Genomic DNA, 25,215 nt, shown 5'->3' with positions numbered 1-25,215 from the left:
TATTTCAATCAAATTCTCAAAATCTAAGTAATTTATTTTAAATTTGCGGAGTCATGGAACTTAGCGTTCCTAACCCACCTATGATTAATAGAAAAATCAATGAAATAATACCGATTACTAAGAACGATTTTTTCAAAGAAATTTTTGCTACTTCACTATAACCAACACTAAGCAAGTAATACCACCAAACAGTAAAAATAGTAATCGAAGATAAGACTGCAGATATAAAGCCTGTTTTTTCAGATACAAAGACCCCAAGACCTAAATTAATATCTACAGCTGATACTCCCATAATCAGTGCCAAGGTACCAACCAATAATCCTTGTAAAACTATCACGCCATAAGTAAACATAGAAAGGGAGAAAAGGGTTTTAAATTTAACTTGTGAGCCAATAAATATACTAAATAAACGCAATATTCCTGCTAAAATCAAGAAGGCTAACCAAATACTAAATATTCCACCTAATACCGCTCCGATATATGAAAAAACTTTGATATTTTCAATTGGAATTTCTCCACCAAGTTGTTGTTCAAGAAATCCCGAGTCGATTAAGCCCTTAGTTGTTATTAACCCAGATATAGCTACTATTAAAGTAAGAATTAGTCCCGGTACTAGAATCACTGGATTATCATTTAGCTTTTTTAATTCTCCTGGTTGAAATAATACCTTGAACAAGTTTGGTTTTGGAGCATCAACATCTATATTATGATTACTCTCTAGTTGCGTCATCAGACCACCTCCATAGATTTTCATTTACGAGCATATTTTATAATTAATATCATTGTTTGTCATCAGATTCGACAAAATTAGTCATAAAATTCAAAATATATTCATAAAAGATTGCATAAAAAAAGCTTAGAACATGAAGTCCTAAGCTTAAATAATTTATTACTCTTGATTATCTAATTCGCTATAATGCTCTTCCACAATATCTGCACATTTTGGACAGAGGTCAGCGGTTTTCTTACCTACCTCAGGTGTAACAGTCCAACAACGTTCACATTTTTCACCTTCCGCTACAGTTACTAATACACTTAATCCTTCTAGTGTCATTGCTTTTTCTGGAACTTCAGAATTAGCTTCTTTTACTTCTACATGAGAAACGATAAACAACTTATCTAAATCACTAAATTGAGCTAAAACTTTAGTTGTTTCTTCTGTTGGGTAGATGGTAACTGCTGCAGCAAGAGAATGACCGATCAACTTCTCTTTACGCGCAACTTCTAAAGCTTTTAATACTTCATCACGGACATCTAAGAATTTATCCCATTTATCCATTAATTCTTGATTAATTGTAACATCTGACCAGTCTGGTAGCTCAACTAGTTGTACACTAATCTCCTCAACACCAGGAATGTATTTCCAAATTTCATCAGCAGTATGTGGTAATATCGGCGCAACTAATTTAACAATAGCCAGTAAAGTCTCGTAAAGAACAGTTTGTGCAGCTTTACGCGCTTTAGAATGTAAAGGTTCGATATATAATGTATCCTTAATAATATCTAAGTAGAAGGAACTCATATCAACTGTACAGAAATTATGAACCGCTTGATATACAGTATGAAACTCATACTCATCGTATGCTTTGATTACCTTATCTATTAATTGTTTGGTTCTCATCATGATATATTGATCTAATTCATTCATTTCATTAAGTGCCACTTTATCAGTCTTTGGATCAAATCCTTCTAAGTTACCGACTAAGAATCTTAAAGTATTTCTTATCTTGCGATAAACTTCAGAAATCTGTTTAAGAATATCATTAGAAATCCTCACGTCAGCCTGATAATCAACGGATGCAACCCAAAGACGAAGAATGTCAGCCCCTAATTGATCCATGATTTTTTTAGGTACGACAACATTTCCTAAGGACTTAGACATTTTTCTGCCTTCTCCATCAAGTGTAAAACCATGGCTTAATACCTCTTTATAAGGTGCTTTACCGGTCATAGCAACACTTGTAGAAAGTGAGGAATTAAACCAACCACGATATTGATCTGATCCTTCTAAGTATAAATCAGCTGGCCATTGTAAATCTTCACGTCCTTCTAGGACAGCAAAATGGCTGGAGCCTGAATCAAACCAAACGTCCATAATATCTGTTTCTTTTCTAAAGTGATCTCCGCCACATTTTGGACACTTGAATCCTTCTGGAAGAAGCTCTTCAATCTCTTTAGCAAACCAAACATTACTACCCTCTTTTTCAACTAATTTAACAATGTGGTCAATGGTCTGATCGTTAATGATTGTTTCACCACAATCCTTACAATAGAATATTGGAATTGGTACTCCCCAGATCCTTTGTCTAGAAATACACCAATCATTACGATCAGCAATCATATTGTGCAGACGCTGTTCGCCCCAGTGAGGAACCCATTTTACTTTCTTAATCTCATCTAACATATTTTGACGAATAGCATCAATTGATGCAAACCATTGTTCAGTAGCACGGAAAATGGTTGGCTTTTTGGTTCTCCAGTCATGTGCATATTGGTGCTTAATGAAACTTAATTTTAACAGTTTGCCATTTTCATCTAACTTCTTTGTAACTTCTTTATTAGCATCTTCATAAAACATTCCTTCAAAACCAGGTGCTTCATGGGTTAGCTTCCCTTGTTCATCAACAGGACATAGCACATCTAATTCATACTTTTGACCAATATAGAAGTCCTCTTCCCCATGACCTGGCGCAGTGTGTACACATCCTGTACCAGCATCTAAAGTTACATGATCACCTAAAATTAATGGTGACACCCGGTCATAGAATGGATGCTTTGTAATTACACCTTCTAATTCTTTACCAGAAATCTCTTTTACAACCTCAACCGATTCGAAACCTACTTCATCTTTAACACTATTTAGCAGATCTTTAGCAACAACATACTCTTGCTCATTAGCTTTAAATAATACATATTCGAAGTCTGGATTTACAGAAATAGCTAGGTTTGCCGGAATAGTCCAAGGTGTTGTTGTCCAAATCACTACATTTGAACCGTTAGGTAATACACCATTTCCATCAACCACTTCAAACGCAACATAAATAGAAGGTGAACGTTTTTCCATGTATTCAATCTCTGCCTCAGCCAATGCTGACTCAGATGATGGTGACCAATATACTGGCTTCAAGCCCTTATAGATTAAACCTTTTTTAGCCATCTCTCCAAAAACTTTTAACTGTTTTGCCTCATATTCAGGCTTTAGGGTAATATAAGGATTTTCAAAATCTCCCCTTACACCTAAACGCTTAAATTGCTCCTTTTGTTTTTCAACATACTTGAGGGCATAATCTCGGCAATAATTTCTAAACTCTATCGCACCAACTTTACGACGATCGATTTTTTCGTTTTTTACAACAGCGTGTTCGATTGGAAGTCCGTGGGTATCCCAACCTGGTACATATGGTGCATCATACCCTTGCATCGTTTTAAAACGAACAATAAAGTCTTTTAATACTTTATTAAGGGCATGACCGATATGAATGTCTCCATTTGCATAAGGAGGTCCATCATGTAGGATAAACTTTGGTTTTCCCTTTTGTTTTTCTTGAACCTTCTGATAAATGTTTATTTCATCCCACCAATTTTGAATTTCTGGTTCTCTTTTAGGAAGATTTCCCCTCATTGGAAAATCTGTTTTAGGCAAATTTAAGGTTTTTCCGTAATCAACAGCCAATTTATCTTCACTCCTTCTTAAGCACTGTCATCCTAATATTGTAATTAATCTCTTAATCATGAAATATCTAAAAAATAAAAAAACCTTCTCATTCCGTAAGGGACGAGAAGGGAACCCGCGGTACCACCCTAATAGCACATGGCCACTTAATTATGATAACGGTAAAATACCGACTTTTCTTACTAAGGATTTTGCCTTTTCGGAAAAGTTACTCTTGGGTGATATTTGATAGACTATATTACTAGGCTTACACCATCCCTAGCTCGCTTTAAATATCTGTTCTATCAAACCTGTCCCAGTCATCGTATAATTTTTCTTTTTGGTTGTAAATTATAACTAATTATTAACATTAAGTCAATAATTTAAACCTTTTCAACCTCATTTTGATCAATTTTTGATAACTCGTCAAGCTCTTCCCAAGCTTGATTATCAAGTAATTCTAGTTGTGCTTCAACTAAAGTACGAAAACGGGTTCTAAAGATTGCCGCCCTCTTTTTTAATTCCTCTATTTCTAAAGAGATATTTCTTGATTTCATAAGTGCATCATTGATGATTCGATCTGCATTTTTTTCTGCTTCTTTAACGATTAATTGCGCTTCCTTTTTAGCATTAGCCTTAACTTCTTCTGCTGTATCTTGAGCGACTATAATCGATTTATTGATACTTTCTTCAATATTGGAAAAATGATTCAATCTTTCGGTCAGTTGTGCAATTTTTTCTTCGTAATCTTTGTTTTGACGAATTAGCGCTTCATAATCCTTTATTATTTGATTAAGAAATTCATTTACCTCATCTTGGTCATAACCTCTAAAACTTTTACTAAATTCTTTATTATGAATGTCTAATGGTGTTAATGGCACCATAAACACCTCCCAGAATTTTTCTTCATTTGCTTCTAAGTTCTTCATCTTCTACTCATTCGACAAGTATTTATAAAATCCTTCATTTCCTTAAATTAATTTTCCAAATCTCACCCTAATTCGTCCTTTTTTCGTAGTTCCTTCCTCTTCTAGGAATTTACTGCGACCAAAGCCTCTTAGTGAAATCACATCCCCTACTTTCAATTTATAATCAACCCGATCGATAATTTTCCAATTAACTTTTAAGAGTTTTTTCTTAATAAGTTCCCCAACTTTTACCCTAGATTGATTATATAACCCACTAAGGACTGTATCGACTCTTAAAGAGGAGACTGTTAGTGTTACAGTTTGTAAAATTTGATTTACATCAATTAAATCTTCTCTTTTAATCTCCTCTAAACTAACCTTGGCATTAGCTATTTGGGTTAACTCTAATCGAACATAGTCAGCAATCTCTTCTGCCACGATTAACTGATTTTTATCATCAGAAATTAAAATATCACCGAATTTTTCACGCTTAATGCCTAAGCTTAATAGTGCACCTAAAATATCCCTATGCTGTAATGATATGAATTTAGTTTTACTATTGATATTAAAAAAAGTCAACCCCATATCCATAGGATTATATACCGAATAATCTGGTGCTATAATCACTCTTGTTCGTTCCGCTTCTTCATAGCCACCATCAAAAAACATCGTCAAATCCATATAAGAATTGACGATGTCCTTGATTATCTGTAACTGTCTGGGATCAACAAAATCTGTTCTTATTGGGATATGGGTTTTAACAACCCTTTCAGACCATTCAATAATTCTATCTACAAAGGGATGTTCTTCTTTTAGGTAGTGCACATATAGTTGATGTTTATTCATAAAGAACCCCCAAATTAATGATTAAAACAATATGACTATAATTTGTTGAAGTCCAATTTTAATAAACCAAAGAGCCAATAATGCTACGATTGGTGAAATATCGATCATCCCTAATGGTGGAATAATTTGTCTAAATGGACGCAAATAAGGCTCTACCAATTTTCCTATCAATTCACCAATTTGTGTTGTTCTTAAATGTGGTGCCCATGACATTAAGATATAGGCAATAGTTAACCAATAGTATATCTCATAAACTATGTCCACTAACTTATATAAATAAATCATTTAATCACCTCAAAGTTGTTTAATATTCAATCAAATTCCCTAGTAAAGATCATTAATTATGTTCATCCCCAGGCAAAATTTCAGTAATTGCCCCCTGTATATCTATGTTATCTGGGGTACACAAAAAAATACTTGCTCCGATTTTTTTTATATCCCCATTTAAAGCATACACGCATCCACTCAAAAAATCTACCACTCTTCTAGCTTGATCAGCACTTAATCGTTGTAAGTTCACAATTACAGGACGATGAGAACGTAAATGATCTGCTATTTCTTGTGTTTCTTCATAAGAACGAGGCTCTTGTAGCACTACCTTTACATTTTTTTGGCTATGTAAGCTGATAATATTTCCACTTTGATTCCTGTTTTTTCTACTTGGAAATACTTCCTCTTCAACTTCTGTTTCCAACTCTTCCTCTTCTTCAAGGCCCAATAGTCCCATGATTTTTCCCATCATATTGTTAATCCTCCTCTTCAAAAAGATTTATGTTTATCTAAACCATATCTATTTCAATAATAGGGAACCTATACGAATAAATGTTGCCCCCTCTTCAATCGCTACTTCAAAATCATTGGACATCCCCATTGATAGTTCAGTCAACTTGTAATCTAAAATATTTTGATCATTTATTTGTTCAAGTAACTCACGAAGCTTGCGAAAAATAGGTCTAGTTAATTCTTTATCTTCTACGTAGGGAGCCATAGTCATCAGGCCGACAAGTTGAATTGAATCAAACTTAGAAACCTCTTTAATAAAATCCAGCAAATTCTCTGGTTCAACACCTGTTTTGGTTTCTTCTTTGGAGATATTAACTTGAACAAAACACTTTACCTTAATACCCAATTGTTTAGCTCTTTTATCTATTTCTTCAGCTAAAGATAAGCGATCTAGGGAATGAATATAATCAAATTTTCCTAAAATCTGTTTTACCTTTTTTGACTGTAATCTTCCAATAAAATGCCAAAACCCGCGCCCCTGTAGTTTCTCATACTTAGGTAGAGCATTTTGCACACGATTTTCTCCAAGATGTTCTAATCCCAAATCCAAGACTTCCTTCGTTTGGTCTACATCAACGTACTTTGTTACAGCGATAATCTTAACGTCATTTTGATTTCGATTACTTTTAATACAGGAACGTTTGATTCGTTCTTTAATTAATGCTAGATTTGCTTCTAAACTCAAACCCCTTCATCCCTCCTAAGTCCAATCCAGGAAGCCATTCTTCCAGTAAGCCCTTGATCCCTTCTATACGAAAATAATAAGTCCGGATTACAACTTGTGCACAGTGAAGAAATTTCGATATTTTCATACAAAATTCCTGCATTTATCAAAATTTGTCGATTAATTTTTTTTAAGTCCAAATCAAAATGGCCATTTTTTTTATCTATAATTGCATCTTGAGGTAGATTATCTATCGCTTCACGTAAGGGATCAATTACTTGATGGTTTACCTCATAACAACATTGCCCAATCGAAGGACCTATTGCTACTCTAATCTCTTTGATACTTGATTGATAATGTTTTACCATCGCTTCGACCATCTTTTCAGCAATTTTTAGAACCGTACCTTTCCATCCTGCATGTGCTAATCCGACAACTCTTTTTTTAGGATCTAAAAAGAATAATGGAACACAATCAGCATAATAGGAAGTTAATAATATATCTGGTTCATCAGTCAACAAACCATCAGTAGCTGGAATTGCATCCTTTTGATCAAATCTTCCTCTACCCCGTTTTTCATCTGTTATTATTTCTATATGATTACCATGAATCTGTTCAGCAACTGTCCATGCATCATAGGAAAAACCAATTATAGACATTAATTTTTGTCGGTTTGCAATTACATGTTCCTTATGGTCTCCCACATGCAAAGCTAGATTCATTGAATCATAATTACCTACACTTTGACCACCTATTCTCGTTGAAAAACCAACACTTAAATCCGGTAACAATTTTGTCCAGGATGGGATTGTGAAATGAGGAAGAGGATCATTATTAATTACAAAAGTTTCCATTATAACACTCCTTTATAACATAATACCATAAAAATTATTATCCGAACAAAAATGATAACGGCTTTTGGGAGTGGAAACAGATAAAAAAATAATTGCACACTTCTCGTGTGCATTTAATTATCTTAATTATTTTTCTTAAAAAGCTCATATTCTTCATTAGAATCAGATGAACGATAGGAATGATCGTCAAGTTTAACTAATACAACATCTACACCGATTTTGATTATATTGTTCCACGGTATGATATATTCTGCCCCATTACCAAACAAACCAAATAATTTACTTTGAGCAGGCACAATCAATGATTCAACCCTACCATGACGTAAATCTATTTCCAAATCGGTAACGTTCCCTAATTTTTTCCCATCAAATATATTGACTACATCTTTCGTTTGGAACTCTGAAATTTTAAGCATTTGACAGCCCACCTACACTTTTTCTTCTTTACTTAATATATATGATAAAAGGTATAAAAATGTACAAACAAAATAAAGGCCAATCTAAAGAAAGATCGGCCTCGATTGAATCGTTATTTTATATGTTTTTGCATCTGATTAATGGCAGCCTTTTCTAGTCTTGATACCTGAGCTTGAGATATTCCTATCTCTTCTGCAACTTCCATTTGCGTTTTTCCCTCATAAAATCGTTTAGATAAAATCATTCTTTCCCTCTCATTTAAACGATTTAAAGCTTGTTTAAGAGCAATTTCTTCTATCCATTGCTCATCCCTATTCTTATCATCACTGATCTGATCCATCACATATATGGGATCACCACCATCATGGTAAATCGGCTCGAATAAAGATACAGGATCTTGTATTGCATCTAGAGCAAAAACAACATCTTCTTTGGAAACATTTAATTCTTGAGAAATCTCATATATTGTTGGTTCTCGAGATTTTTGATTGGTTAAAGTGTCTCTGACTTGTAAAGCTTTATATGCGATATCCCGCAACGAACGTGAAACGCGTATAGGGTTATTATCTCTCAGATACCTCCTAATTTCACCAATAATCATTGGAACTGCATATGTAGAAAATTTGACATTCTGACTTAAGTCGAAGTTATCGATTGCTTTCATCAAACCTATACATCCTACTTGAAACAAATCATCAACATATTCTCCACGATTATTAAACCTTTGAATCACACTTAAAACTAATCTTAAATTGCCATTTACTAGCGTTTCCCTTGCTGAGCGATCACCTTCATTCAACTTTAAGAATAATTTCCGCATTTCCTCATTCTTTAAAACGGGTAATTTTGATGTATCCACACCACAAATCTCAACTTTGTTTCTTGACATCTCTCTCACCCCTATAGGAGTTCTTGTAGTAAGTATCTCCTTAGAGTGGGAAAAATATGCTTTAGATCATCTTATCGATTTCTTTTCTTAATCTTTTGATAATTCTTTTTTCTAATCTTGAAATGTAAGATTGGGATATACCAAGCATGTCAGCCACATCTTTTTGAGTTTTTTCAACTCCATCTTCTAGTCCAAAACGTAGTTTCATAATCATCTTTTCCCGATCATTTAGTTTCTCAAGTGCTTTATTTAATAATTTTTTATCAACTTCTTCCTCAAGATTTTTAGATATGGTATCATTTTCTGTCCCTAAAATATCTGAAAGTAATAATTCATTTCCATCCCAATCTATGTTTAAAGGTTCATCAAAGGATACTTCTGTTTTTATTTTATTATTCCGTCTGAGAAACATTAGTATTTCATTCTCAATGCAGCGTGAAGCATATGTTGCTAATTTGATTTTTTTGTCAATATCGAAAGTGTTCACTGCTTTTATCAATCCTATAGAACCAATTGAGACAAGATCTTCAATGTTTACTCCTGTGTTATCAAACTTTCGAGCAATATAAACTACTAAACGAAGATTACGCTCAATGAGCATCGATTTAACCGCATTATCTCCGTTAGGTAATTTTTCCAGTAAAATTTCTTCCTCTTCCCTAGTTAATGGTGGTGGAAGAGTCTCACTTCCTCCAATATAATGAATTTCTTCAGTTTTAAGACCTAAGAAAAATAAGATTCGATGCCATAATAATTGAAATTTAATTTTTAATCTTACAAACATACGATACCCCCTTAAGAATGATTTATCCCACCAATAAATCAGGATGAATAATTGCTTGAAAAACCTTATCATTTGATAGCTGGTTGTAGTCTAGCCCTACAAGTACCTTAGTAGTTATCAATTGTTTATTTGAATCGCTTGTTATCACCACCTTATCTGGACGAATTGTTAAAATAAACTGCATTTCTCTAGTTACGCTTCTAAAAGGAACTAAACTAATTCGTGATAACCAAGTAGGATCAATCTGATCAGCTATCTGATTAAATAATTCTATTTGAAATTGACCATTGCGATAAATATTTCTAAAGACCGATGGGATAAATGAGACGTCGGTTGCTTCTAAAATCATAACTGGCTTCCTTGTAATCGGATCATATAACCTGTTCCCAGTGTCGATTAATCCCTTACACTTGTAGCTAAATTCATTAATAAATACTTCAACATCGAGAATTTTATGTATTACCTCTGTTTTCCTCCAAATAGTTTGATAAGTTCTATTTGAAAAGATCCAAATACCAAAAAAAGCAAGTAAAATCAATACTAAAACCATCAAAGGACTTGAAGATCTACTTACATAAATCCCATTTATTACATCGTGTTTAATGTTAAAAAGATATTGAAGTGCAAATACACCGCCTCCAGTAACAAATGAAACAAAATAAAAAGTGATGATTGTTTGAATAAATTGAAAAAGATCCGAAAAACCAAATGACATTAATACCATAAAAATTGACAAGATAATCTTTGTTGTGAACAAGTGGAAAAATGTTAGATTTGGAAAAAAGAAGACAAGGGTATAAAGGGCCCCTAGCAAAGAAGCTAGTGCCAATCGCCATTTTTTATATGACAGATGAAGAAACTTACTCGTGGCTAATAAAATAAAATAATCTATAACCAAATTTAAAAGTAGAATAAGGTCCAAATAAAATACCATCGTCACTCTCTCCAATTCTTATTGAAAGAAGTGATAACAGTATATAATATATTTATATTCAAAGTCTGTCTAAACTTGACGACAAGCCCAAAATTTTTTTGTCGAAAGAACAAAAAAGTTAACACTCCTTAGGCTAAATATCTTATTTTATACAAGTGCGGCTTTTAGGAAAGAAATTTCCTAAAAAAATAAGCCCTGAAAAATCAGGGCTAGTAAAGCTTTGTTTAATCAAGATTTGTTCTATTTTTATTCCTTAAAAAGGTAGGTATATCTAAATTATCATGATTTGTAGAATTAAAAGGTTTAATGTTTAATTTATTGGCTGATTCAACCTTTTCCTCAGGTTTTGTCTCACTAGGCTTTGCCTCATTATCAAACCCAGTTGCAATTACAGTAACGATGATTTCATCCTTTAAACTTTCGTCAATTACTGCACCAAAAATCATATTAACCTCGGGATCAGACGCAGATGCAACAATGTCAGCCGCTTCATGCACTTCATAAAGACTCAAGTTAGCACCACCTGTAATATTCATTAAGACCCCTTTGGCACCATTAATTGAAGTCTCTAAAAGCGGACTGAAAATCGCCTTTTTAGCAGCTTCAGCAGCTCTATTTTCTCCGGTTGCAACACCTATACCCATAAGTGCCGAACCTTTCTCAGTCATTATCGTCTTAACATCTGCAAAATCCAGATTTATCAATCCAGGAACTGCAATTAAATCGGAAATACCTTGTACCCCTTGACGAAGTACGTTATCAGCTTGTTTAAAAGCTTCTAACATCGGAGTATTCTTATCAACAATTTCTAAAAGGCGGTCATTAGGAATTACGATCAAGGTATCAACCTTTTCTTTTAATGCAGCAATACCTTGCTCTGCCTGTTTAGCTCTTTTTCGCCCTTCAAATGTGAATGGACGAGTTACAACACCAACTGTCAATGCTCCTAATTCCTTGGCGATTTCTGCTATTACTGGAGCAGCACCCGTACCGGTACCTCCTCCCATACCAGCAGTAACAAAAACCATGTCAGCACCTTTGATATAATTCACTAAGTCTTCTCTACTTTCTTCAGCAGCTTTTTTCCCAATATCAGGATTAGCTCCCGCTCCTAATCCCCTTGTCAATTTTTCTCCTATTTGAGCTTTAGTTTCTGCTAAAGAACGGTGAAGGGCTTGAGCATCTGTATTAACTGCGATAAATTCAACTCCTTGAACTCCTTCTTCAATCATTCGATTAACCGCATTACTTCCTCCGCCACCGACACCAATTACTTTTATCTGTGCCACTTGCTCCATTTCGAGATCAAATTCTAACATTAATATCCCCCTCACTTAAATCTAAAGCTTACATGTTGAGTTTTAAATAAATTCGCTAAACCAATTTTTAACCCGTTCAAAAGGACTACTATTTCTTGACTTGGAATTGGATGATAATGCTCTTTTTTGTAAATTATTCGGTTTAAAGAAAATATTTGAAGCATACTCTACTATCCCAACTCCATTGATGAAGGATGGGTCTCTAACTCCGATATAATCGGGTATTGCTATCCGAGCTGCTGGAAGTAATTCCTCTTGTGCAACGGACAACATTCCTTTCATAGAGACTACCCCACCGGTTAGTACGTATCCCCCTGGAATCTCTTTTGTAAAACCTAATTTATAGACTTCCTCGCGAATGATTTGAAATATCTCTCTAACTCTTGGCTCAACGATATGTGCTAAATCTATTTGAGTATATTCCTTATCAACATTACTTCCTATTCTCGGTACTTTAAATTTTATATCTTCATTTGCTTCATTGAAGTTAGCTATGCCATATTTTAGTTTAACCTGTTCTGCTATATCCATCTGTGTTCTTAAACCAATAGAAATGTCGTTAGTTATATATTCACCACCAATTGGTATAACTGTTGTTTTTACCAATCCACCGTGCTCAAAAACAGAGATAGTTGTTGCACCTTCTCCAATATCAACCAATACAACTCCAAGATTCATTTCATCTTTGGATAGAGCAATTTGACTAGCAGCTAAAGGCATTAGAATAAATCCCGCGATCCTCAGGTCAGATTTCTCAATTGTACGTATCAAATTATGTATTATCGTTTTCGAACCAGTAATAATCGTCGAGGAAACCTCAAGCCTAACTCCAATCATTCCCTTTGGAACCTTAATACCAGCCAATCCATCTACAATAAACTCTTTTGGAACTACATCGATAATTTCTCTGTCGGGAGGTAAAGCGATCACCTTCGAAGCTTGTATAACTCGATCTATATCGGCATCACTTATTTCTTTATCTTCACTGGAAACGGCAACCACTCCATGACTTGATTGTAAATCTATATGATTACCTGAAATTCCAACATAAACCTCATCAATTGTAATTCCAACCATTCTTTCAGCATGATCTATTGCATTACGAATAGATTGAACGGTTTGTTCAATATCAACAATTGCTCCTTTTTTTATTCCTTCTGAATCAGATGAACCAACACCGATGATATTCAATGATCCATTACTTATTTCTCCAATGATTACTCGAACCTTGGACGTACCGATGTCTAAACCGACGATTACGTCATTGCTGTTCAACCCTTGGCACCCCCTCTAAAAACTTGACCTATATAAACTATAATAATAAACTCAGCTTGTGCCAAGCCAAATGAATACAAAATCTGTAATAAAAAAAACCTACTGTAAATAATTCAACAAATATTATATTTACCCTTTTTTTTTTTCGCTTATTTTAAATAAAATTAATAATTTTGATTATAAATTCCTACTGATAAGACTTAATGCCTAATTATATATTTTTACTGACCAAAATTGTCAATTATTATCATCATCAAATTCTTCAAATCTCATCGATTCTAAAAGATAGATATCGCCTAATTTAGTCGTTTTTGTTTTCAGATTATTTATTATGGCAGGATAAAGATTCATTTTATCACCTAGTTCCTCTAACAACACGTGAACCCGATATCCTTCCCTCGTAAAAATAATCAGCCTAGATGAATCAAAGGTAGCATTAAGATCTCTACTTTGCCAAATCTCAGATATTTCTACTAGAATTGAAGGCTTAATTTTTCCCAATTCCTCGACTAACTTAGGAATTTTATTTACATCATCCCATTTAGTTACCAAGGGGCGATCTAAAAAGTTTTTTTCACTATTTCCATTGAAAATATAACCATTTTCAAGTATTGGTAACCAAACCCCATCTTCATTTAATAGATAAGCAATAGGTTGTTCTTCTATCACTTGTATAACCAACTTACTAGGAAATTGTTTTGTAACGTTTACTTCTTTAACTTCTTCTAATTCTAACAGTTTTCTTTTAATAGAATTGGTCCTTATTGGTAAATAATACATACCAATACGTAAATCAGCTGTTTTATAAATATCATTTTCTGATAGCAGATCTATGCCTGAAATTTCAATTTCTGCAATTCTACTAATAGGAGATTTTAAATAAATAATAATAGCTATGAACAAAAAAAACAAGATAATTAATCCTACCAACCTTTTATTTCTTTTACGCTTTACTCTTCTCTTCTGATAAATTGGAAATGATTGTTCAGAATACATTGGTCTCATTCCTTTTTACTGATCATTTCTCTCCAATAAGCTCTACTTCAGATTCTAATACCACTTGAAATTCTTGATACACTTTATCTTTAATATAATCGATTAATGATAAAACATCTTTAGCAGTAGCGTTGCCAGTATTAACTATGAAATTGGCGTGAATAGTTGAAACTTGGGCACCACCAATTTGAAATCCCTTAAGTCCCAATTGTTCAATCAACCTACCAGCATAGTCATTAGGTGGGTTCTTAAATACACTACCAGTACAAGGATAATTGAATGGTTGCGTTCTCCTTCTTCTATCTTTAAATCGCGCCATATCTTCTGCAATTATCTTCCGATCACCTTGCATTAAGCTAAATACTGCCGTAAGTAGAATAGCTTTTTTTCGTTGTAATATAGAAGTACGATATTCAAATTCAAAATCAGTGTTTCTCCAAGTTACAATCCCACCATTATCTAATAAAACTTCTGCAGATTCTAAAATTTGAGAAATGTCAGATCCATGGGCACCAGCATTCATATAAATCGCGCCACCAATTGTTCCTGGTATTCCACCAGCAAATTCTAAACCTGTCAGCCCATTTTTAGCTGCTAGATTTGCTAATCGGATTAAGGAAGCACCAGCTTCAGTCTGAACAACAGATCCATCAAAGTTGATTTCTTGAAAATTTTTATTCAAAGAAATTATTGCTCCTTGAAACCCTTTATCTGAAACAAGGACATTGGATCCTCGACCAAGTACCTGCCAAGAAACTTGATTATCGTTGAGAATATTAATTGTTTTAACCAATTCTTCCTTACCTTTTGTTTCAATAAATACATCTGCTGGGCCACCGATTTTCCATGTTGTATGTTTAGATAATGGTTCATTCTCCAGAATTTCCCCAACAGAACTTTCTTTTAATTGTTGAATCCATTCACTCAAAAATATTCCTCCAATTTATTTTTTCTTGATTAAAGTCTCCATTTCTTTTAATAATTTAGTTGCTGCTTCAGGCTTGCCAATATTTTGCGCTGCCTGAGAATAACTCTGATGATTCTTCATCACCTCAACGATAGTATCTAGCAGTTTATCACCAGACAACTCTTGCTCTTTAATCATTTTAGCAGCACCCTGCTCCTCAAGCCACTTTGCGTTTTTTTCTTGATGATTATTTGTGACATAAGGAGATGGGATTAAGATAGAAGGAACTCCTAGAGCAGTAACCTCTGCAAGAGTTGAAGCTCCAGCACGACTAATATTCAAGTCAGTTATTGCTAATATTTCTGGCATATTATAAAGGTAAGGAGTAACAAAGATATTTTTCAAAAGTTTTGAATCATATTTTTGAATCTCTTTTTGTATTAAATCATAATGTACGTTACCAGTTACGAATACAAAATGAAAATTTTGATATTGATTAAGTTTTGGAAGCATCTCCAAAAATGCCTGATTAATTGCTTTAGCTCCCCTGCTTCCCCCAAAAATTAGGATAACCTTTTTATCTGAAGTAATATTTAATACTTTATAACCATTTGTTTTATCAGCTCGAACAACTTCAGTAGCACGAGGGTTACCTGTTAATACAACCCTTTTCGCTTTTTTAAAATATTCCTTCGATCCTTCAAAACTGATAGCAATTAAATCGACATAATTAGATAAAAACTTATTTGTAAGACCCGGTATCACATTTTGCTCATGGACAACTGTTGGAATCTTTAATTTACTTGCAGCATAAAGAACTGGTCCACATACAAATCCCCCTGTACCAATTACCACATCTGGTTGAAACTCTTTAATATATTGCTTTGATTTACCTACACTCTTTAAAAATTTAACGATCGTTTTCAAATTTTCCAAAGAGAGTTTTCTTTTAAAACCTGAAATTTCTATTGTTACAAATGGGATATCAGCCCTTTTTACGATGTCTTTTTCTAATCCTCTTTCAGAACCGATATACAACACTTCAGCATTTGGATGATGCTTTTTAATTTCATTTACCATCGCCAATGCTGGATAAATATGTCCCCCTGTTCCTCCACCTGTTACGATTATTCTCATAATATCATCCCCATATTAACGCGAATAGCGTGAAATATTTAATAAAATACCTATTGATGTTAAAGTAAGGGTTAAAGATGACCCTCCTGAACTTAATAGCGGCAAAGTAATTCCTGTAACGGGAAACAATCCAGTAACAACCCCAATATTTATTATAACTTGAATAGCAATCATTCCGATGATCCCTACGGCAAGAAAACTACCAAATAAATCTGGTGCAGTAATAGCTATTCTAAAACCTCTCCAGAGTAAAATCAAGAATAATAGTAATACTGTTGTACCACCAATAAAACCTAACTCCTCAGCTAAGATGGAAAAGATAAAGTCTGTATGTGGTTCAGGAACATAGAGGTGCTTTTGACGACTCATTCCAAGACCAAGTCCCATTAACCCGCCGGGACCAATAGCATAGAGGGATTGGATTAATTGGTATCCAGCACCTAACGGGTCTTGCCATGGATCTAAAAAAGCGATTATCCTCTTGATCCTATAAGGTGCTGCTAGCACTAAACCTATAAACCCGATAACTCCAACTAGCATTAAACTAACTAGATGTTTAATCCTAGCGCCTGCAGTATAGATCATCAAAATAACAGTACCTACCAATACCGCTCCCGTTCCTAAATCGGGTTGCATCATGATCAGACCAAATGCAAGTCCCAGGATGGCTAGTGGGGGTAAAAGTCCCTTGGTAAAGGAACCCATCTGTTTCTGACGCTCTGAAAACATTTTTGCTAAGTAAATAATCATTCCCAATTTCATAAATTCAGAAGGTTGAATACCAAACGAACCAACACCTAGCCAACTTGTTGCTCCTCCCCGAGTAACACCAATACCAGGAATTAAAACAATAACCAGCAAAAAGAAAAATGTTAACAGACCAATTTTAGCCCACTTTTTCCAAACCCAGTAGTCTATATTCATCATAAGATACATTGAAATAATTCCCAATACCGCAAATAGGAATTGTCGCTTTGCATAAAAATACCAGTCACCAAACTCACGATATGCCCATACCGCACTAGCACTATACACCATAACTACTCCTATTCCTAAGAGAAATAGAGTAGCTATAATAACTATCCAATCAGGGTTAGATCTGTGTTGTACCATCGATAGAACACCTCTTTGCACCTAATTTGAGAGCTAATCAGTTAATTTAACATGCTTTTTTACTGAAATAAATAACTAGCCCCCATTCTTATATTTATGTACAGCCTCCTTAAACATTCTTCCTCGTTCCTCAAAGGAGGTGAACATATCCCAACTGGCGCACGCAGGAGAAAGCAAAACGATATCTCCATTATTTGCTAAAGAATAAGCTGATTTTACAGCTTCATTAACATTATCGACGACAAAACATTGATCTATCCCTGCAATTCTACCAATTTCTTTTAATTTTTCGGCTGTTTGCCCGAAAGTAATTAAAAATTTTACGCCTTTTTTAAATGGTTCTATCAACTCTTCAAAACTAATTCCCCGATCTAACCCCCCGGCTATAAGGATAACCGATTGCTCAAAGGCTGACAAAGCAGTAATGGTAGCCTGTGGATTGGTTGCCTTAGAATCATTATAAAAAATGATATTGTTATTTGTAGTCAAAACATACTCTAAACGATGTTCAACACCTTTAAAGTTGCGTAATACATAACGTATAGCCTCAAAATCTACCCCGTATAGCCTAGTAGCTACAATGGCAGCAAGGACATTCTCTAAGTGGGCACCCTTTAAAAATATTTCCGAAAGGCTTAATATTTCAACCTGCTTCGTCCCATCAACCCAAAATATTTTGCCACCCTCAATATAAGCACCTTTTTCAACCTTGCTCTTAGTAGAAAAAAGATATATTTGACTCTTTATTTTTGATTTCAAGTTAATGCAAGTTTCACACTCTGCATTCAGTACCGCATAATCTTCTGCATTTTGATTACAAAATAGCTTTGACTTGGAATCTATATAATCCTCAATACTCTGATGGTAATCAAGATGAGCAGGGTAAATATTGAGTAATACAGCAATATGTGGTCTAAAATTGATAGTCCCTTTCAATTGAAAAGAGCTTAATTCTGCAACTAATACCTGTTCTTCCTTTGCTAACAAAGCTTCTTCACTCAGGACAGTCCCGATATTACCAGCAACAATAGGAGCTAATCCTGCTTTTTTAATAATTTCACCTATTAGAGTAGTAGTAGTAGTTTTTCCGTTAGAGCCGGTGATACCTATAATAGGTGCTTTAGAAATTTTTGATGCTATCTCCACTTCCGTAATTACGGGAATATTTAATCGCACCGCTTTCTCTATTAGAATATTTGAATAAGGAATACCCGGATTTTTAACGACTAAATCAACATTCTCATCTATTAAATCCTCTGGATGTCTACCACAAATTACTTTGATTCCCAATTTTTCTAGTTCTTTTTTTTCTGGACACTTATCCTCAGGTTTAGCATCATTAACAGTAACATCAGCCCCAAATCGATGCAAAATCTTAGCGATAGTTGTTCCGCTTTTCGCTAAACCCAGAACAATGATCCTTTTCTCTTCATAATTTTCTACTGAATTCACTTCCATTAATTTAACACCTCGAGATAGATTCCAATTCCAGCAAAAATAAATCCGATAATCCAAAAGAAGGTTACTACTTTCCATTCTGACCAACCCGAAAGCTCAAAATGGTGATGAATCGGACTCATCCTGAAAACCCGTTTACCACGTGTTTGAAAAGATATTACTTGAATAATTACAGATAAAGTCTCAATAACATAAACTCCTCCAATGATGATCAACAACAATTCGGTTTTGGTTAAAATAGCCATCGTAGCTAATGCTCCTCCAATACCTAAAGAACCAGTATCCCCCATAAACACCTTTGCTGGATGAGCATTGAAAACTAAAAAACCTAAAACAACCCCTACCATGGCAGCACCAAAAATGGCAACTTCATATTGAGTTGTCTTTAAAGCAATGATTGAAAAAGCCCCAAAGGATATAGCACTACTTCCTGCTAATAGCCCGTCTAAACCATCAGTTAAATTTACTGCATTGGTCGTACCTATTGTTAATAATAAGATAAAAGGAAAATAAAGCCATCCCAAATCAATTCCCCAAGATTGCCCTGGGATATAAACAACCGTATCATGACCATTTTGGGATAAAAAATAATATAACATCGAAGAAATAAATAATTGTCCAAATAATTTTTGTTTTGCTGTCAAACCTAAATTACGCTTCTTCACAATCTTGATAAAATCATCAAGAAAACCCAAAAAACCAAATCCCAATGTAACAAGTAGTAATAAATACAAATTAGGGGTTAGGGGTGAAAATTTTATAACTGTTAATATTAATGCAAAGTATATTATGATTCCACCCATAGTTGGTGTTCCAGCTTTTTTTTGATGCAACTTAGGTCCTTCTTCCCTAATCGATTGTCCAAATTTAAGTTTTCTAAGAATTGGAATAAACAAAGGACCAAGTAAAGTAGATATTAATAATGCCGCAATTATAGTAAAAATAATAATTCTTATTTCCATCGTAGATATATCCCCTTTTCTTCCTAAAAAGTAAATTTATTTAAAGTAGAATTAAATTCGTTAAACAAGTCGATCCACAACTTTTTCTAGTCTAACTCCTCTCGAACCCTTAACTAAGATTGCAGTCTGCGGATTTGAGAATTGAAGAACAATCTCAGGAATTTGATTTAAATCTTTTATGTAGTAAACATCATTCTTATTTAAACCACCTGCAATTGCCCCTTTTGCAATCAATTCCCCAAGAGATCCAGTGACTATTAACTTATCGATTCCCAAGTCGGCACAAAATTCTCCAACCTCTAGATGATATTCATGAGCATGATTTCCCAGTTCGAGCATGTCCCCTAACACAGCTATTTTTTTACTGTACTGTTTAAGTGAGGCTAATAATCGTAAGCTAGCTTTCATCGAAGTAGGACTAGCATTATATGTATCATTTAGTATTAAACTACCATTCCTTCCTCGAAGTTTTTCGAGTCGCATTCCTGTTAATTGAAGGTTAGCCAAACCTTTTTTGATATCACTTATCGGAACATTTAACTTCTTACCAATCTGAATTGCCATTAATGCATTAATGACATTATGAACCCCTAATAAAGGTAATGAATACCTAGTTTGCTCATTATCAACGAAGTTAACTTGCTCAGTATCATCCATTCTAATTTCAATTGGATAGCTATTATTAACCGCTTCTTTTCCTACCCAAATAACCTGAATAGACTCATCAAAATCAGTTATTGCTGCTCTAATTAATGACTCATCACCAGGCAAAATAGCCAATCCCTTTGGCTGAAGACCTTTGAGAATTTCTAATTTCGCTTTTGCGATATTTTCTCTGGTTTTCAAAAACTCTATGTGAGATTCACCAATATTTGTGATAACCACTATATCTGGTTTAGCTATTAGTGATAAAACTTCAATTTCACCAGGAGCACTCATTCCCATCTCGATTACAGCAACTTCGGCATCCTCTGGCATTGAAAGAATGGTTAGTGGTACACCGATATGATTATTTAGATTTCCTTTGGTCTTATGAACTCTATACTTCAATGCTAGGATTGAAGCTATTAAATCTTTAGTAGTTGTCTTCCCATTGCTTCCAGTCACTCCAACAACTATCGGGTTAATCCTCTCTCGATATGCTCTAGCCAAATGTTGTAAAGCTTTTAGAGTATCAGAGACTAATATTAAAGGTATATTTGTGTCTGGGATAGGTCTGGACTCTTGCCACATGGCTGCAATTGCACCATTTTCTTCAGCTTGTTTGATGTATGAATGTCCATCAAATCGTTCTCCAACTAAGGGGATAAATAAATCTCCTTTATTAATATCTCTGGAATCAGTGCTTATACCACTAACTAAAATATTATCGGTATTTGAATCTAATCTTCCTTTAACAGCTTGAATAATTTCTTTAAGTTCTAATTTCATGAAATCCTACCCCTTATCGCCTCTTTTGCAACTTCCCTATCATCAAAATGAATTACTTCATCTTTTAAAATTTGATATGTTTCGTGGCCCTTTCCAGCTATTAATACTACGTCATTAGCCTGTGCATTATTAATTGCATACTCTATTGCCTGCTTTCTATCTAATATAGCAATATATTTTGAGTTTTCTTTGGAGACTCTCTCAATCCCCACTAGAATATCATTAATAATTTTTTGTGGGTCCTCTGTCCTTGGATTATCAGAGGTAACAACAGCAAAATCACTATATTTCATTGCTATTTCACCCATCAAAGGCCTTTTAGTTCGATCACGATCTCCTCCAGCCCCAAAAACACAATATATTTTTCCTTTAACAAATTCCTTAATTGTTTTTAATACATTTTCCAAACTATCTGGTGTATGGGCATAGTCTACTAGGACCGTAAAATCTTGGCCGAGATTCACTGACTCAAAACGCCCATCAACACCCGGTATCGCTTCTAAACTTCTCTTTATTTTTTCAAGTGAAATCCCTTCAATTAATGCGACGGCTGTTGCTGCTAATGCATTATATACGCTAAACTTACCGATCATCTTCAGATTAATCTCAATTGTCCCTCTAAAACTTTCTAAGATAAAACTGGTTCCATGAGAAGAAATAACTATCTTAGTAGCCCTTACGTCTGCTTCTTTATCTATCCCATAAGTAATCACTTGCGCAGCGGTAATTCTCTTGTAATACTCACTTGCTCGATCATCGGCATTTAATACAGCGTATTTGTTCTTTTTAACATTTGAGTCGTATGTATTACCCATTTGTGAAAAAAGTAAACCTTTAGCTTCGCGATATTTTTCCATAGTTTCATGGAAATCCAAATGATCTTGAGTCAAATTAGTAAATACTGCAATATGGTATTGAACTCCTCTTACCCTTCCAATATCTAGTGCATGGGAAGATACTTCCATGATTGCATAATCAGAGCCAACATCTAGCATTTTTGCAAAGCTTTTTTGCAATTCAAGGGCATCAGGTGTTGTATTTTTTACATCAAAAACTTCATTGCCAATTTTCATTTTGATAGTTCCAATTAAACCAGCTAAATGACCATGATCGTCAAGTATTTTTTCTATTAAATGTGTTGTAGTTGTCTTTCCATTTGTCCCAGTTACACCGATTACTTTTAATCTATGTGATGGATGATCATAATAAATATCTGCTATTAGTGCCATTGCAAATCGAGAATCTTTAACGATGATCTGGGGAATTTCTATAGGTAGTTCCTTCTCACAAACTATGGCAACTGCTCCATTTTCTACTGCCTGTTTTGCATAATCGTGTCCGTCTACTTGAAAACCTGATAGGCATAAAAATAGATCTCCCTTTTCTACTTGCCTTGAATCTACCTTTATTCCATCTATTTCAATGTCTATATCTCCAATAACTTTTGCGGTTATTAAAGGTTCCACTAATTGTAATAAATTCATCTATACTCCTCCCCTATCATACTCTCATTATAGACAAAAATCCGATAAAAAAGTCAATTATCACAAGAAAAGCCAGGTATACAAAAATATTTTCCTGGCAATTATAATATCTATTTTAATCTCCTTTTCACTCTTTGTCACCAAAATACAAACGAATTGTTGAACCTTTTTCTACTCTTGTTCCAGGTTTTGGTATTTGTTGGACTACGATATCACCATCTCCATCAATTTCTAGGTTAAAATTAATATATAAATTTTGTCTTAGTTGCTGTTTAGAATAACCAATTAAATTTGGAACTTCAACATATGGTATATCTAAACCATATCGATATTCTTTTGTTATCTGCTCTTTCCTTGGAGCTACTTCTAAATATTGCAAAGTACTTTCTAAGATATTTTTTACGATTGGAGCAGCCACTACTCCACCAAATTGAATGCCCTTGGGGTTATCGACAGCAACATAAACAACAATTTGTGGGTCATCTGCAGGTGCTAATCCAATGAATGAAACAATGTAATTATTCTTTAAATATCCTCCAGTAGGGCCGATTTTTTGAGCTGTTCCGGTTTTTCCTGCCACTCGATAACCATCTATAAAAGCATTTCTACCTGTTCCTTTAGCAACTACACTTTCAAGGGCCAACCTAACTTCCCTAGATGTTTCTTGGGAAATAACCCGCCGTTTCGCCTCTGGTTTTATAACGGTTAATACTTCATTAGTAACAGGGTCACGAACCTCTTTAAGAATATGGGGGGTATATAATATTCCTCCATTAATAGCCGCAGACACTGCAACAACTTGTTGAATAGGTGTCACTGAAACTCCTTGACCAAAGGAAGTTGTGGCTAGTTCTACGGGACCTACATTATCTAGATCGAACAAAATTCCTTTTTGTTCACCTCTTAAATCTATTCCCGTTTTTTCACCAAAACCAAATGCTTTTATATATTGAAACAATTTTTCCTTACCTAATTTCTGTCCCATAACCACAAATCCGGGGTTACAAGAGTTCTCAACAACCTCTAAAAAACTTTCAGAACCATGCCCTTCTCTCTTCCAACACTTTATTTTTTGACCCGCCACTTCAATATATCCCGGATCGTAAAAATTGTCACTTAAGCTAATCACGTCTTCATCTAATGCGGCTGCCAGGGTAATTATTTTAAAAGTAGATCCCGGTTCGTAGGCCATCCAGATAGGCAAATTCCTATTATATACTTCACTTGGATAATCAGCAAAATGTTCAGGATCATAATTCGGTCTACTTGCCATGCCAAGAATTTCGCCCGTCTTAGGATCCATAGCGATTGCTAGAGCATTTTCTGCATCGTATTTGAGCATCGCTTGATCTAATTCTCTTTCAAGAAAAGACTGAATCTGTTTATCTAAGGTTAATACTAGGGTATATCCATCCTTTGGTGGCTTATAAGTTTCTTCTTGATTAGGCATTTTTCTACCACTAGCATCAGCAAAAAAGGTTATAGAACCATTCCTTCCTTTCAACAATTTTTCATAAACCACCTCAACGCCTGCTAAACCTTGATTATCAATTCCAACAAACCCTAAGACATGGGAAGCAAGATCCTTCTCTGGGTAATATCTTTTACTCTCCTCAGTGATTGCAATACCTGGTAATCTAAGTGCTTGAATTTGATTCGCTTTTTCCTCTGATATTTTTCTTGCGATTTTTACCATCAATACCTTTTTTGTTATCAATTTATATATTTTCTGCTCACTTTGATTAAGGATATTGGCCAATTCCTTTGCAGTCATACTAGGATCTTTTATTTGTACCGGAATAGCTATAACTGTTGGAGAACTAATATTCATTGCCAATACTTGACCATTCCGATCTAAAATTTTTCCCCTTCTTGCCTCAACTGGAATCTCCCTATTCAGTAAATCTTCAGCTTTAAGTGCTAGCCAGTTCCCTTTTATCAATTGAATGTATCCAAGTCTTGCAATCAGTGAAGTAAATATTAAAATTCCAACAAATAATGACGTCAATATTCTCCGTCTGACCATTACTTGAGAAACAAGCCGCACTTTGCATCCCCCTCTGAATTTAACTCTCTATATCAGATTATTCAATTTGATTAAACGATAGAACGAGCTTTGAGGGGCAACTACAAAAAAAAGTCACTCTTGTGACTTCAGACTGAAGACTAACCTCATGCTAAATTACCTAGTATGAAGTTATTTTTGTCAAAAATGCTTAAAATCTTGGATGAAATAAAAAATTGAGAGCGATTCGGACGTCTCTTCCACGTCCAATTCGCTAGCTTTTTCAAATTCATGGCAGCAAAAACTAACATCGCCTGCATCGAGACTTTTTTCAAACCTCTTAACGTAGTCCAACGCAAACCATGTTTCTCTTTCATATCTGCAAATACTCTTTCTA

The 25,215-nt window shown here is 34.5% G+C and carries 24 protein-coding genes and 1 other annotated feature; all 24 genes read right to left on the bottom strand.

Annotated features, from left to right (window positions below; genetic code table 11):
- Positions 1-37: 37 nt before the first annotated feature.
- Positions 38-730, bottom strand: a complete 693-nt coding sequence (locus BHF71_RS05155; protein WP_069656600.1) for a YIP1 family protein — start codon at positions 728-730, stop codon at positions 38-40.
- A 159-nt stretch (positions 731-889) separates the two neighbouring features.
- On the bottom strand, positions 890-3,622 hold the full coding sequence (gene ileS, locus BHF71_RS05150) for an isoleucine--tRNA ligase (RefSeq protein WP_069656611.1): 2,733 nt from the start codon (positions 3,620-3,622) through the stop codon (positions 890-892).
- Between the two features lie 146 nt (positions 3,623-3,768).
- Positions 3,769-3,985: a binding site (T-box leader), on the bottom strand.
- 50 nt (positions 3,986-4,035) lie between these two features.
- Positions 4,036-4,533, bottom strand: a complete 498-nt coding sequence (locus BHF71_RS05145; protein WP_069656610.1) for a DivIVA domain-containing protein — start codon at positions 4,531-4,533, stop codon at positions 4,036-4,038.
- Between the two features lie 90 nt (positions 4,534-4,623).
- Positions 4,624-5,406: a YlmH family RNA-binding protein gene (locus tag BHF71_RS05140; protein ID WP_069656599.1), complete on the bottom strand. Its 783-nt coding sequence runs from the start codon at positions 5,404-5,406 to the stop codon at positions 4,624-4,626.
- A 21-nt stretch (positions 5,407-5,427) separates the two neighbouring features.
- A complete protein-coding gene (locus BHF71_RS05135) occupies positions 5,428-5,691 on the bottom strand; it encodes a YggT family protein (protein WP_069656598.1) in 264 nt (87 codons plus the stop codon).
- A gap of 52 nt (positions 5,692-5,743) precedes the next feature.
- Positions 5,744-6,148 (bottom strand): cell division protein SepF, encoded by a 405-nt coding sequence (locus BHF71_RS05130; protein WP_069656597.1) that lies wholly within the window; start codon positions 6,146-6,148, stop codon positions 5,744-5,746.
- Positions 6,149-6,196: 48 nt separating this feature from the next.
- Positions 6,197-6,874 (bottom strand): YggS family pyridoxal phosphate-dependent enzyme, encoded by a 678-nt coding sequence (locus tag BHF71_RS05125; RefSeq protein ID WP_069656596.1) that lies wholly within the window; start codon positions 6,872-6,874, stop codon positions 6,197-6,199.
- Positions 6,871-7,707, bottom strand: coding sequence for a peptidoglycan editing factor PgeF (gene pgeF / locus BHF71_RS05120; protein WP_069656595.1), 837 nt, complete (start codon positions 7,705-7,707; stop codon positions 6,871-6,873). Before pgeF ends, BHF71_RS05125 begins: the two co-directional genes overlap by 4 nt.
- 122 nt (positions 7,708-7,829) lie before the next feature.
- A complete protein-coding gene (locus BHF71_RS05115; protein ID WP_069656594.1) occupies positions 7,830-8,123 on the bottom strand; it encodes a YlmC/YmxH family sporulation protein in 294 nt (97 codons plus the stop codon).
- Between the two features lie 113 nt (positions 8,124-8,236).
- Positions 8,237-9,013: an RNA polymerase sporulation sigma factor SigG gene (gene sigG / locus BHF71_RS05110; protein WP_069656593.1), complete on the bottom strand. Its 777-nt coding sequence runs from the start codon at positions 9,011-9,013 to the stop codon at positions 8,237-8,239.
- Between the two features lie 61 nt (positions 9,014-9,074).
- Complete coding sequence (gene sigE / locus BHF71_RS05105) at positions 9,075-9,797, bottom strand: RNA polymerase sporulation sigma factor SigE (protein WP_069656592.1); 723 nt, start codon at positions 9,795-9,797, stop codon at positions 9,075-9,077.
- A gap of 22 nt (positions 9,798-9,819) precedes the next feature.
- On the bottom strand, positions 9,820-10,731 hold the full coding sequence (gene spoIIGA / locus BHF71_RS05100; RefSeq protein WP_069656591.1) for a sigma-E processing peptidase SpoIIGA: 912 nt from the start codon (positions 10,729-10,731) through the stop codon (positions 9,820-9,822).
- Positions 10,732-10,955: 224 nt separating this feature from the next.
- Positions 10,956-12,050, bottom strand: coding sequence for a cell division protein FtsZ (gene ftsZ, locus BHF71_RS05095; protein ID WP_069656590.1), 1,095 nt, complete (start codon positions 12,048-12,050; stop codon positions 10,956-10,958).
- Between the two features lie 42 nt (positions 12,051-12,092).
- On the bottom strand, positions 12,093-13,325 hold the full coding sequence (gene ftsA / locus BHF71_RS05090; protein ID WP_069656589.1) for a cell division protein FtsA: 1,233 nt from the start codon (positions 13,323-13,325) through the stop codon (positions 12,093-12,095).
- A gap of 237 nt (positions 13,326-13,562) precedes the next feature.
- Positions 13,563-14,321, bottom strand: a complete 759-nt coding sequence (locus BHF71_RS05085) for a cell division protein FtsQ/DivIB (protein ID WP_069656588.1) — start codon at positions 14,319-14,321, stop codon at positions 13,563-13,565.
- A gap of 22 nt (positions 14,322-14,343) precedes the next feature.
- A complete protein-coding gene (gene murB / locus BHF71_RS05080) occupies positions 14,344-15,249 on the bottom strand; it encodes a UDP-N-acetylmuramate dehydrogenase (RefSeq protein WP_069656587.1) in 906 nt (301 codons plus the stop codon).
- Positions 15,250-15,264: 15 nt separating this feature from the next.
- Entirely contained in the window at positions 15,265-16,365 is a 1,101-nt protein-coding gene (gene murG, locus BHF71_RS05075) for an undecaprenyldiphospho-muramoylpentapeptide beta-N-acetylglucosaminyltransferase (protein WP_069656586.1), read from the bottom strand.
- 15 nt (positions 16,366-16,380) lie between these two features.
- Positions 16,381-17,478 carry a stage V sporulation protein E gene (gene spoVE / locus BHF71_RS05070; RefSeq protein WP_069656585.1) on the bottom strand — a complete coding sequence of 366 codons (1,098 nt, stop codon included), beginning with the start codon at positions 17,476-17,478 and terminating at the stop codon, positions 16,381-16,383.
- Between the two features lie 75 nt (positions 17,479-17,553).
- Complete coding sequence (gene murD / locus BHF71_RS05065) at positions 17,554-18,936, bottom strand: UDP-N-acetylmuramoyl-L-alanine--D-glutamate ligase (RefSeq protein WP_069656584.1); 1,383 nt, start codon at positions 18,934-18,936, stop codon at positions 17,554-17,556.
- Positions 18,936-19,898: a phospho-N-acetylmuramoyl-pentapeptide-transferase gene (gene mraY, locus BHF71_RS05060; protein WP_069656583.1), complete on the bottom strand. Its 963-nt coding sequence runs from the start codon at positions 19,896-19,898 to the stop codon at positions 18,936-18,938. Before mraY ends, murD begins: the two co-directional genes overlap by 1 nt.
- A gap of 60 nt (positions 19,899-19,958) precedes the next feature.
- On the bottom strand, positions 19,959-21,329 hold the full coding sequence (locus tag BHF71_RS05055; RefSeq protein WP_069656582.1) for a UDP-N-acetylmuramoyl-tripeptide--D-alanyl-D-alanine ligase: 1,371 nt from the start codon (positions 21,327-21,329) through the stop codon (positions 19,959-19,961).
- Positions 21,326-22,813 carry a UDP-N-acetylmuramoyl-L-alanyl-D-glutamate--2,6-diaminopimelate ligase gene (locus tag BHF71_RS05050; protein ID WP_069656581.1) on the bottom strand — a complete coding sequence of 496 codons (1,488 nt, stop codon included), beginning with the start codon at positions 22,811-22,813 and terminating at the stop codon, positions 21,326-21,328. The genes BHF71_RS05055 and BHF71_RS05050 overlap by 4 nt, the downstream gene beginning before the upstream one ends.
- A gap of 127 nt (positions 22,814-22,940) precedes the next feature.
- A complete protein-coding gene (locus BHF71_RS05045) occupies positions 22,941-24,839 on the bottom strand; it encodes a stage V sporulation protein D (RefSeq protein WP_069656609.1) in 1,899 nt (632 codons plus the stop codon).
- Positions 24,840-24,985: 146 nt separating this feature from the next.
- The coding region (locus BHF71_RS12280) for a transposase (RefSeq protein WP_084024117.1) at positions 24,986-25,215 on the bottom strand (230 nt) is incomplete at its 5' end.

It is taken from the genome of Vulcanibacillus modesticaldus, assembly GCF_001730235.1.
GTDB classification, from domain to species: Bacteria; Bacillota; Bacilli; order Tepidibacillales; family Tepidibacillaceae; genus Vulcanibacillus; species Vulcanibacillus modesticaldus.
This window is presented reverse-complemented; position numbering and strand designations above follow the sequence as displayed.

Bases quoted from the DNA above. Each gene is read 5' to 3' on its own strand.
- BHF71_RS05155 (WP_069656600.1), bottom strand. From the start codon at position 730: ATGACGCAACTAGAGAGTAATCATAATATAGATGTTGATGCTCCAAAA.
- ileS (WP_069656611.1), bottom strand. From the start codon at position 3,622: ATGAGGGGAAATCTTCCTAAAAGAGAACCAGAAATTCAAAATTGGTGG.
- BHF71_RS05140 (WP_069656599.1), bottom strand. From the start codon at position 5,406: ATGAATAAACATCAACTATATGTGCACTACCTAAAAGAAGAACATCCC.
- BHF71_RS05135 (WP_069656598.1), bottom strand. From the start codon at position 5,691: ATGATTTATTTATATAAGTTAGTGGACATAGTTTATGAGATATACTAT.
- BHF71_RS05130 (WP_069656597.1), bottom strand. From the start codon at position 6,148: ATGATGGGAAAAATCATGGGACTATTGGGCCTTGAAGAAGAGGAAGAG.
- pgeF (WP_069656595.1), bottom strand. From the start codon at position 7,707: ATGGAAACTTTTGTAATTAATAATGATCCTCTTCCTCATTTCACAATC.
- BHF71_RS05115 (WP_069656594.1), bottom strand. From the start codon at position 8,123: ATGCTTAAAATTTCAGAGTTCCAAACGAAAGATGTAGTCAATATATTT.
- sigG (WP_069656593.1), bottom strand. From the start codon at position 9,013: ATGTCAAGAAACAAAGTTGAGATTTGTGGTGTGGATACATCAAAATTA.
- sigE (WP_069656592.1), bottom strand. From the start codon at position 9,797: ATGTTTGTAAGATTAAAAATTAAATTTCAATTATTATGGCATCGAATC.
- spoIIGA (WP_069656591.1), bottom strand. From the start codon at position 10,731: ATGGTATTTTATTTGGACCTTATTCTACTTTTAAATTTGGTTATAGAT.
- ftsZ (WP_069656590.1), bottom strand. From the start codon at position 12,050: ATGTTAGAATTTGATCTCGAAATGGAGCAAGTGGCACAGATAAAAGTA.
- BHF71_RS05085 (WP_069656588.1), bottom strand. From the start codon at position 14,321: ATGTATTCTGAACAATCATTTCCAATTTATCAGAAGAGAAGAGTAAAG.
- murG (WP_069656586.1), bottom strand. From the start codon at position 16,365: ATGAGAATAATCGTAACAGGTGGAGGAACAGGGGGACATATTTATCCA.
- spoVE (WP_069656585.1), bottom strand. From the start codon at position 17,478: ATGGTACAACACAGATCTAACCCTGATTGGATAGTTATTATAGCTACT.
- murD (WP_069656584.1), bottom strand. From the start codon at position 18,936: ATGGAAGTGAATTCAGTAGAAAATTATGAAGAGAAAAGGATCATTGTT.
- mraY (WP_069656583.1), bottom strand. From the start codon at position 19,898: ATGGAAATAAGAATTATTATTTTTACTATAATTGCGGCATTATTAATA.
- BHF71_RS05055 (WP_069656582.1), bottom strand. From the start codon at position 21,329: ATGAAATTAGAACTTAAAGAAATTATTCAAGCTGTTAAAGGAAGATTA.
- BHF71_RS05050 (WP_069656581.1), bottom strand. From the start codon at position 22,813: ATGAATTTATTACAATTAGTGGAACCTTTAATAACCGCAAAAGTTATT.
- BHF71_RS05045 (WP_069656609.1), bottom strand. From the start codon at position 24,839: ATGGTCAGACGGAGAATATTGACGTCATTATTTGTTGGAATTTTAATA.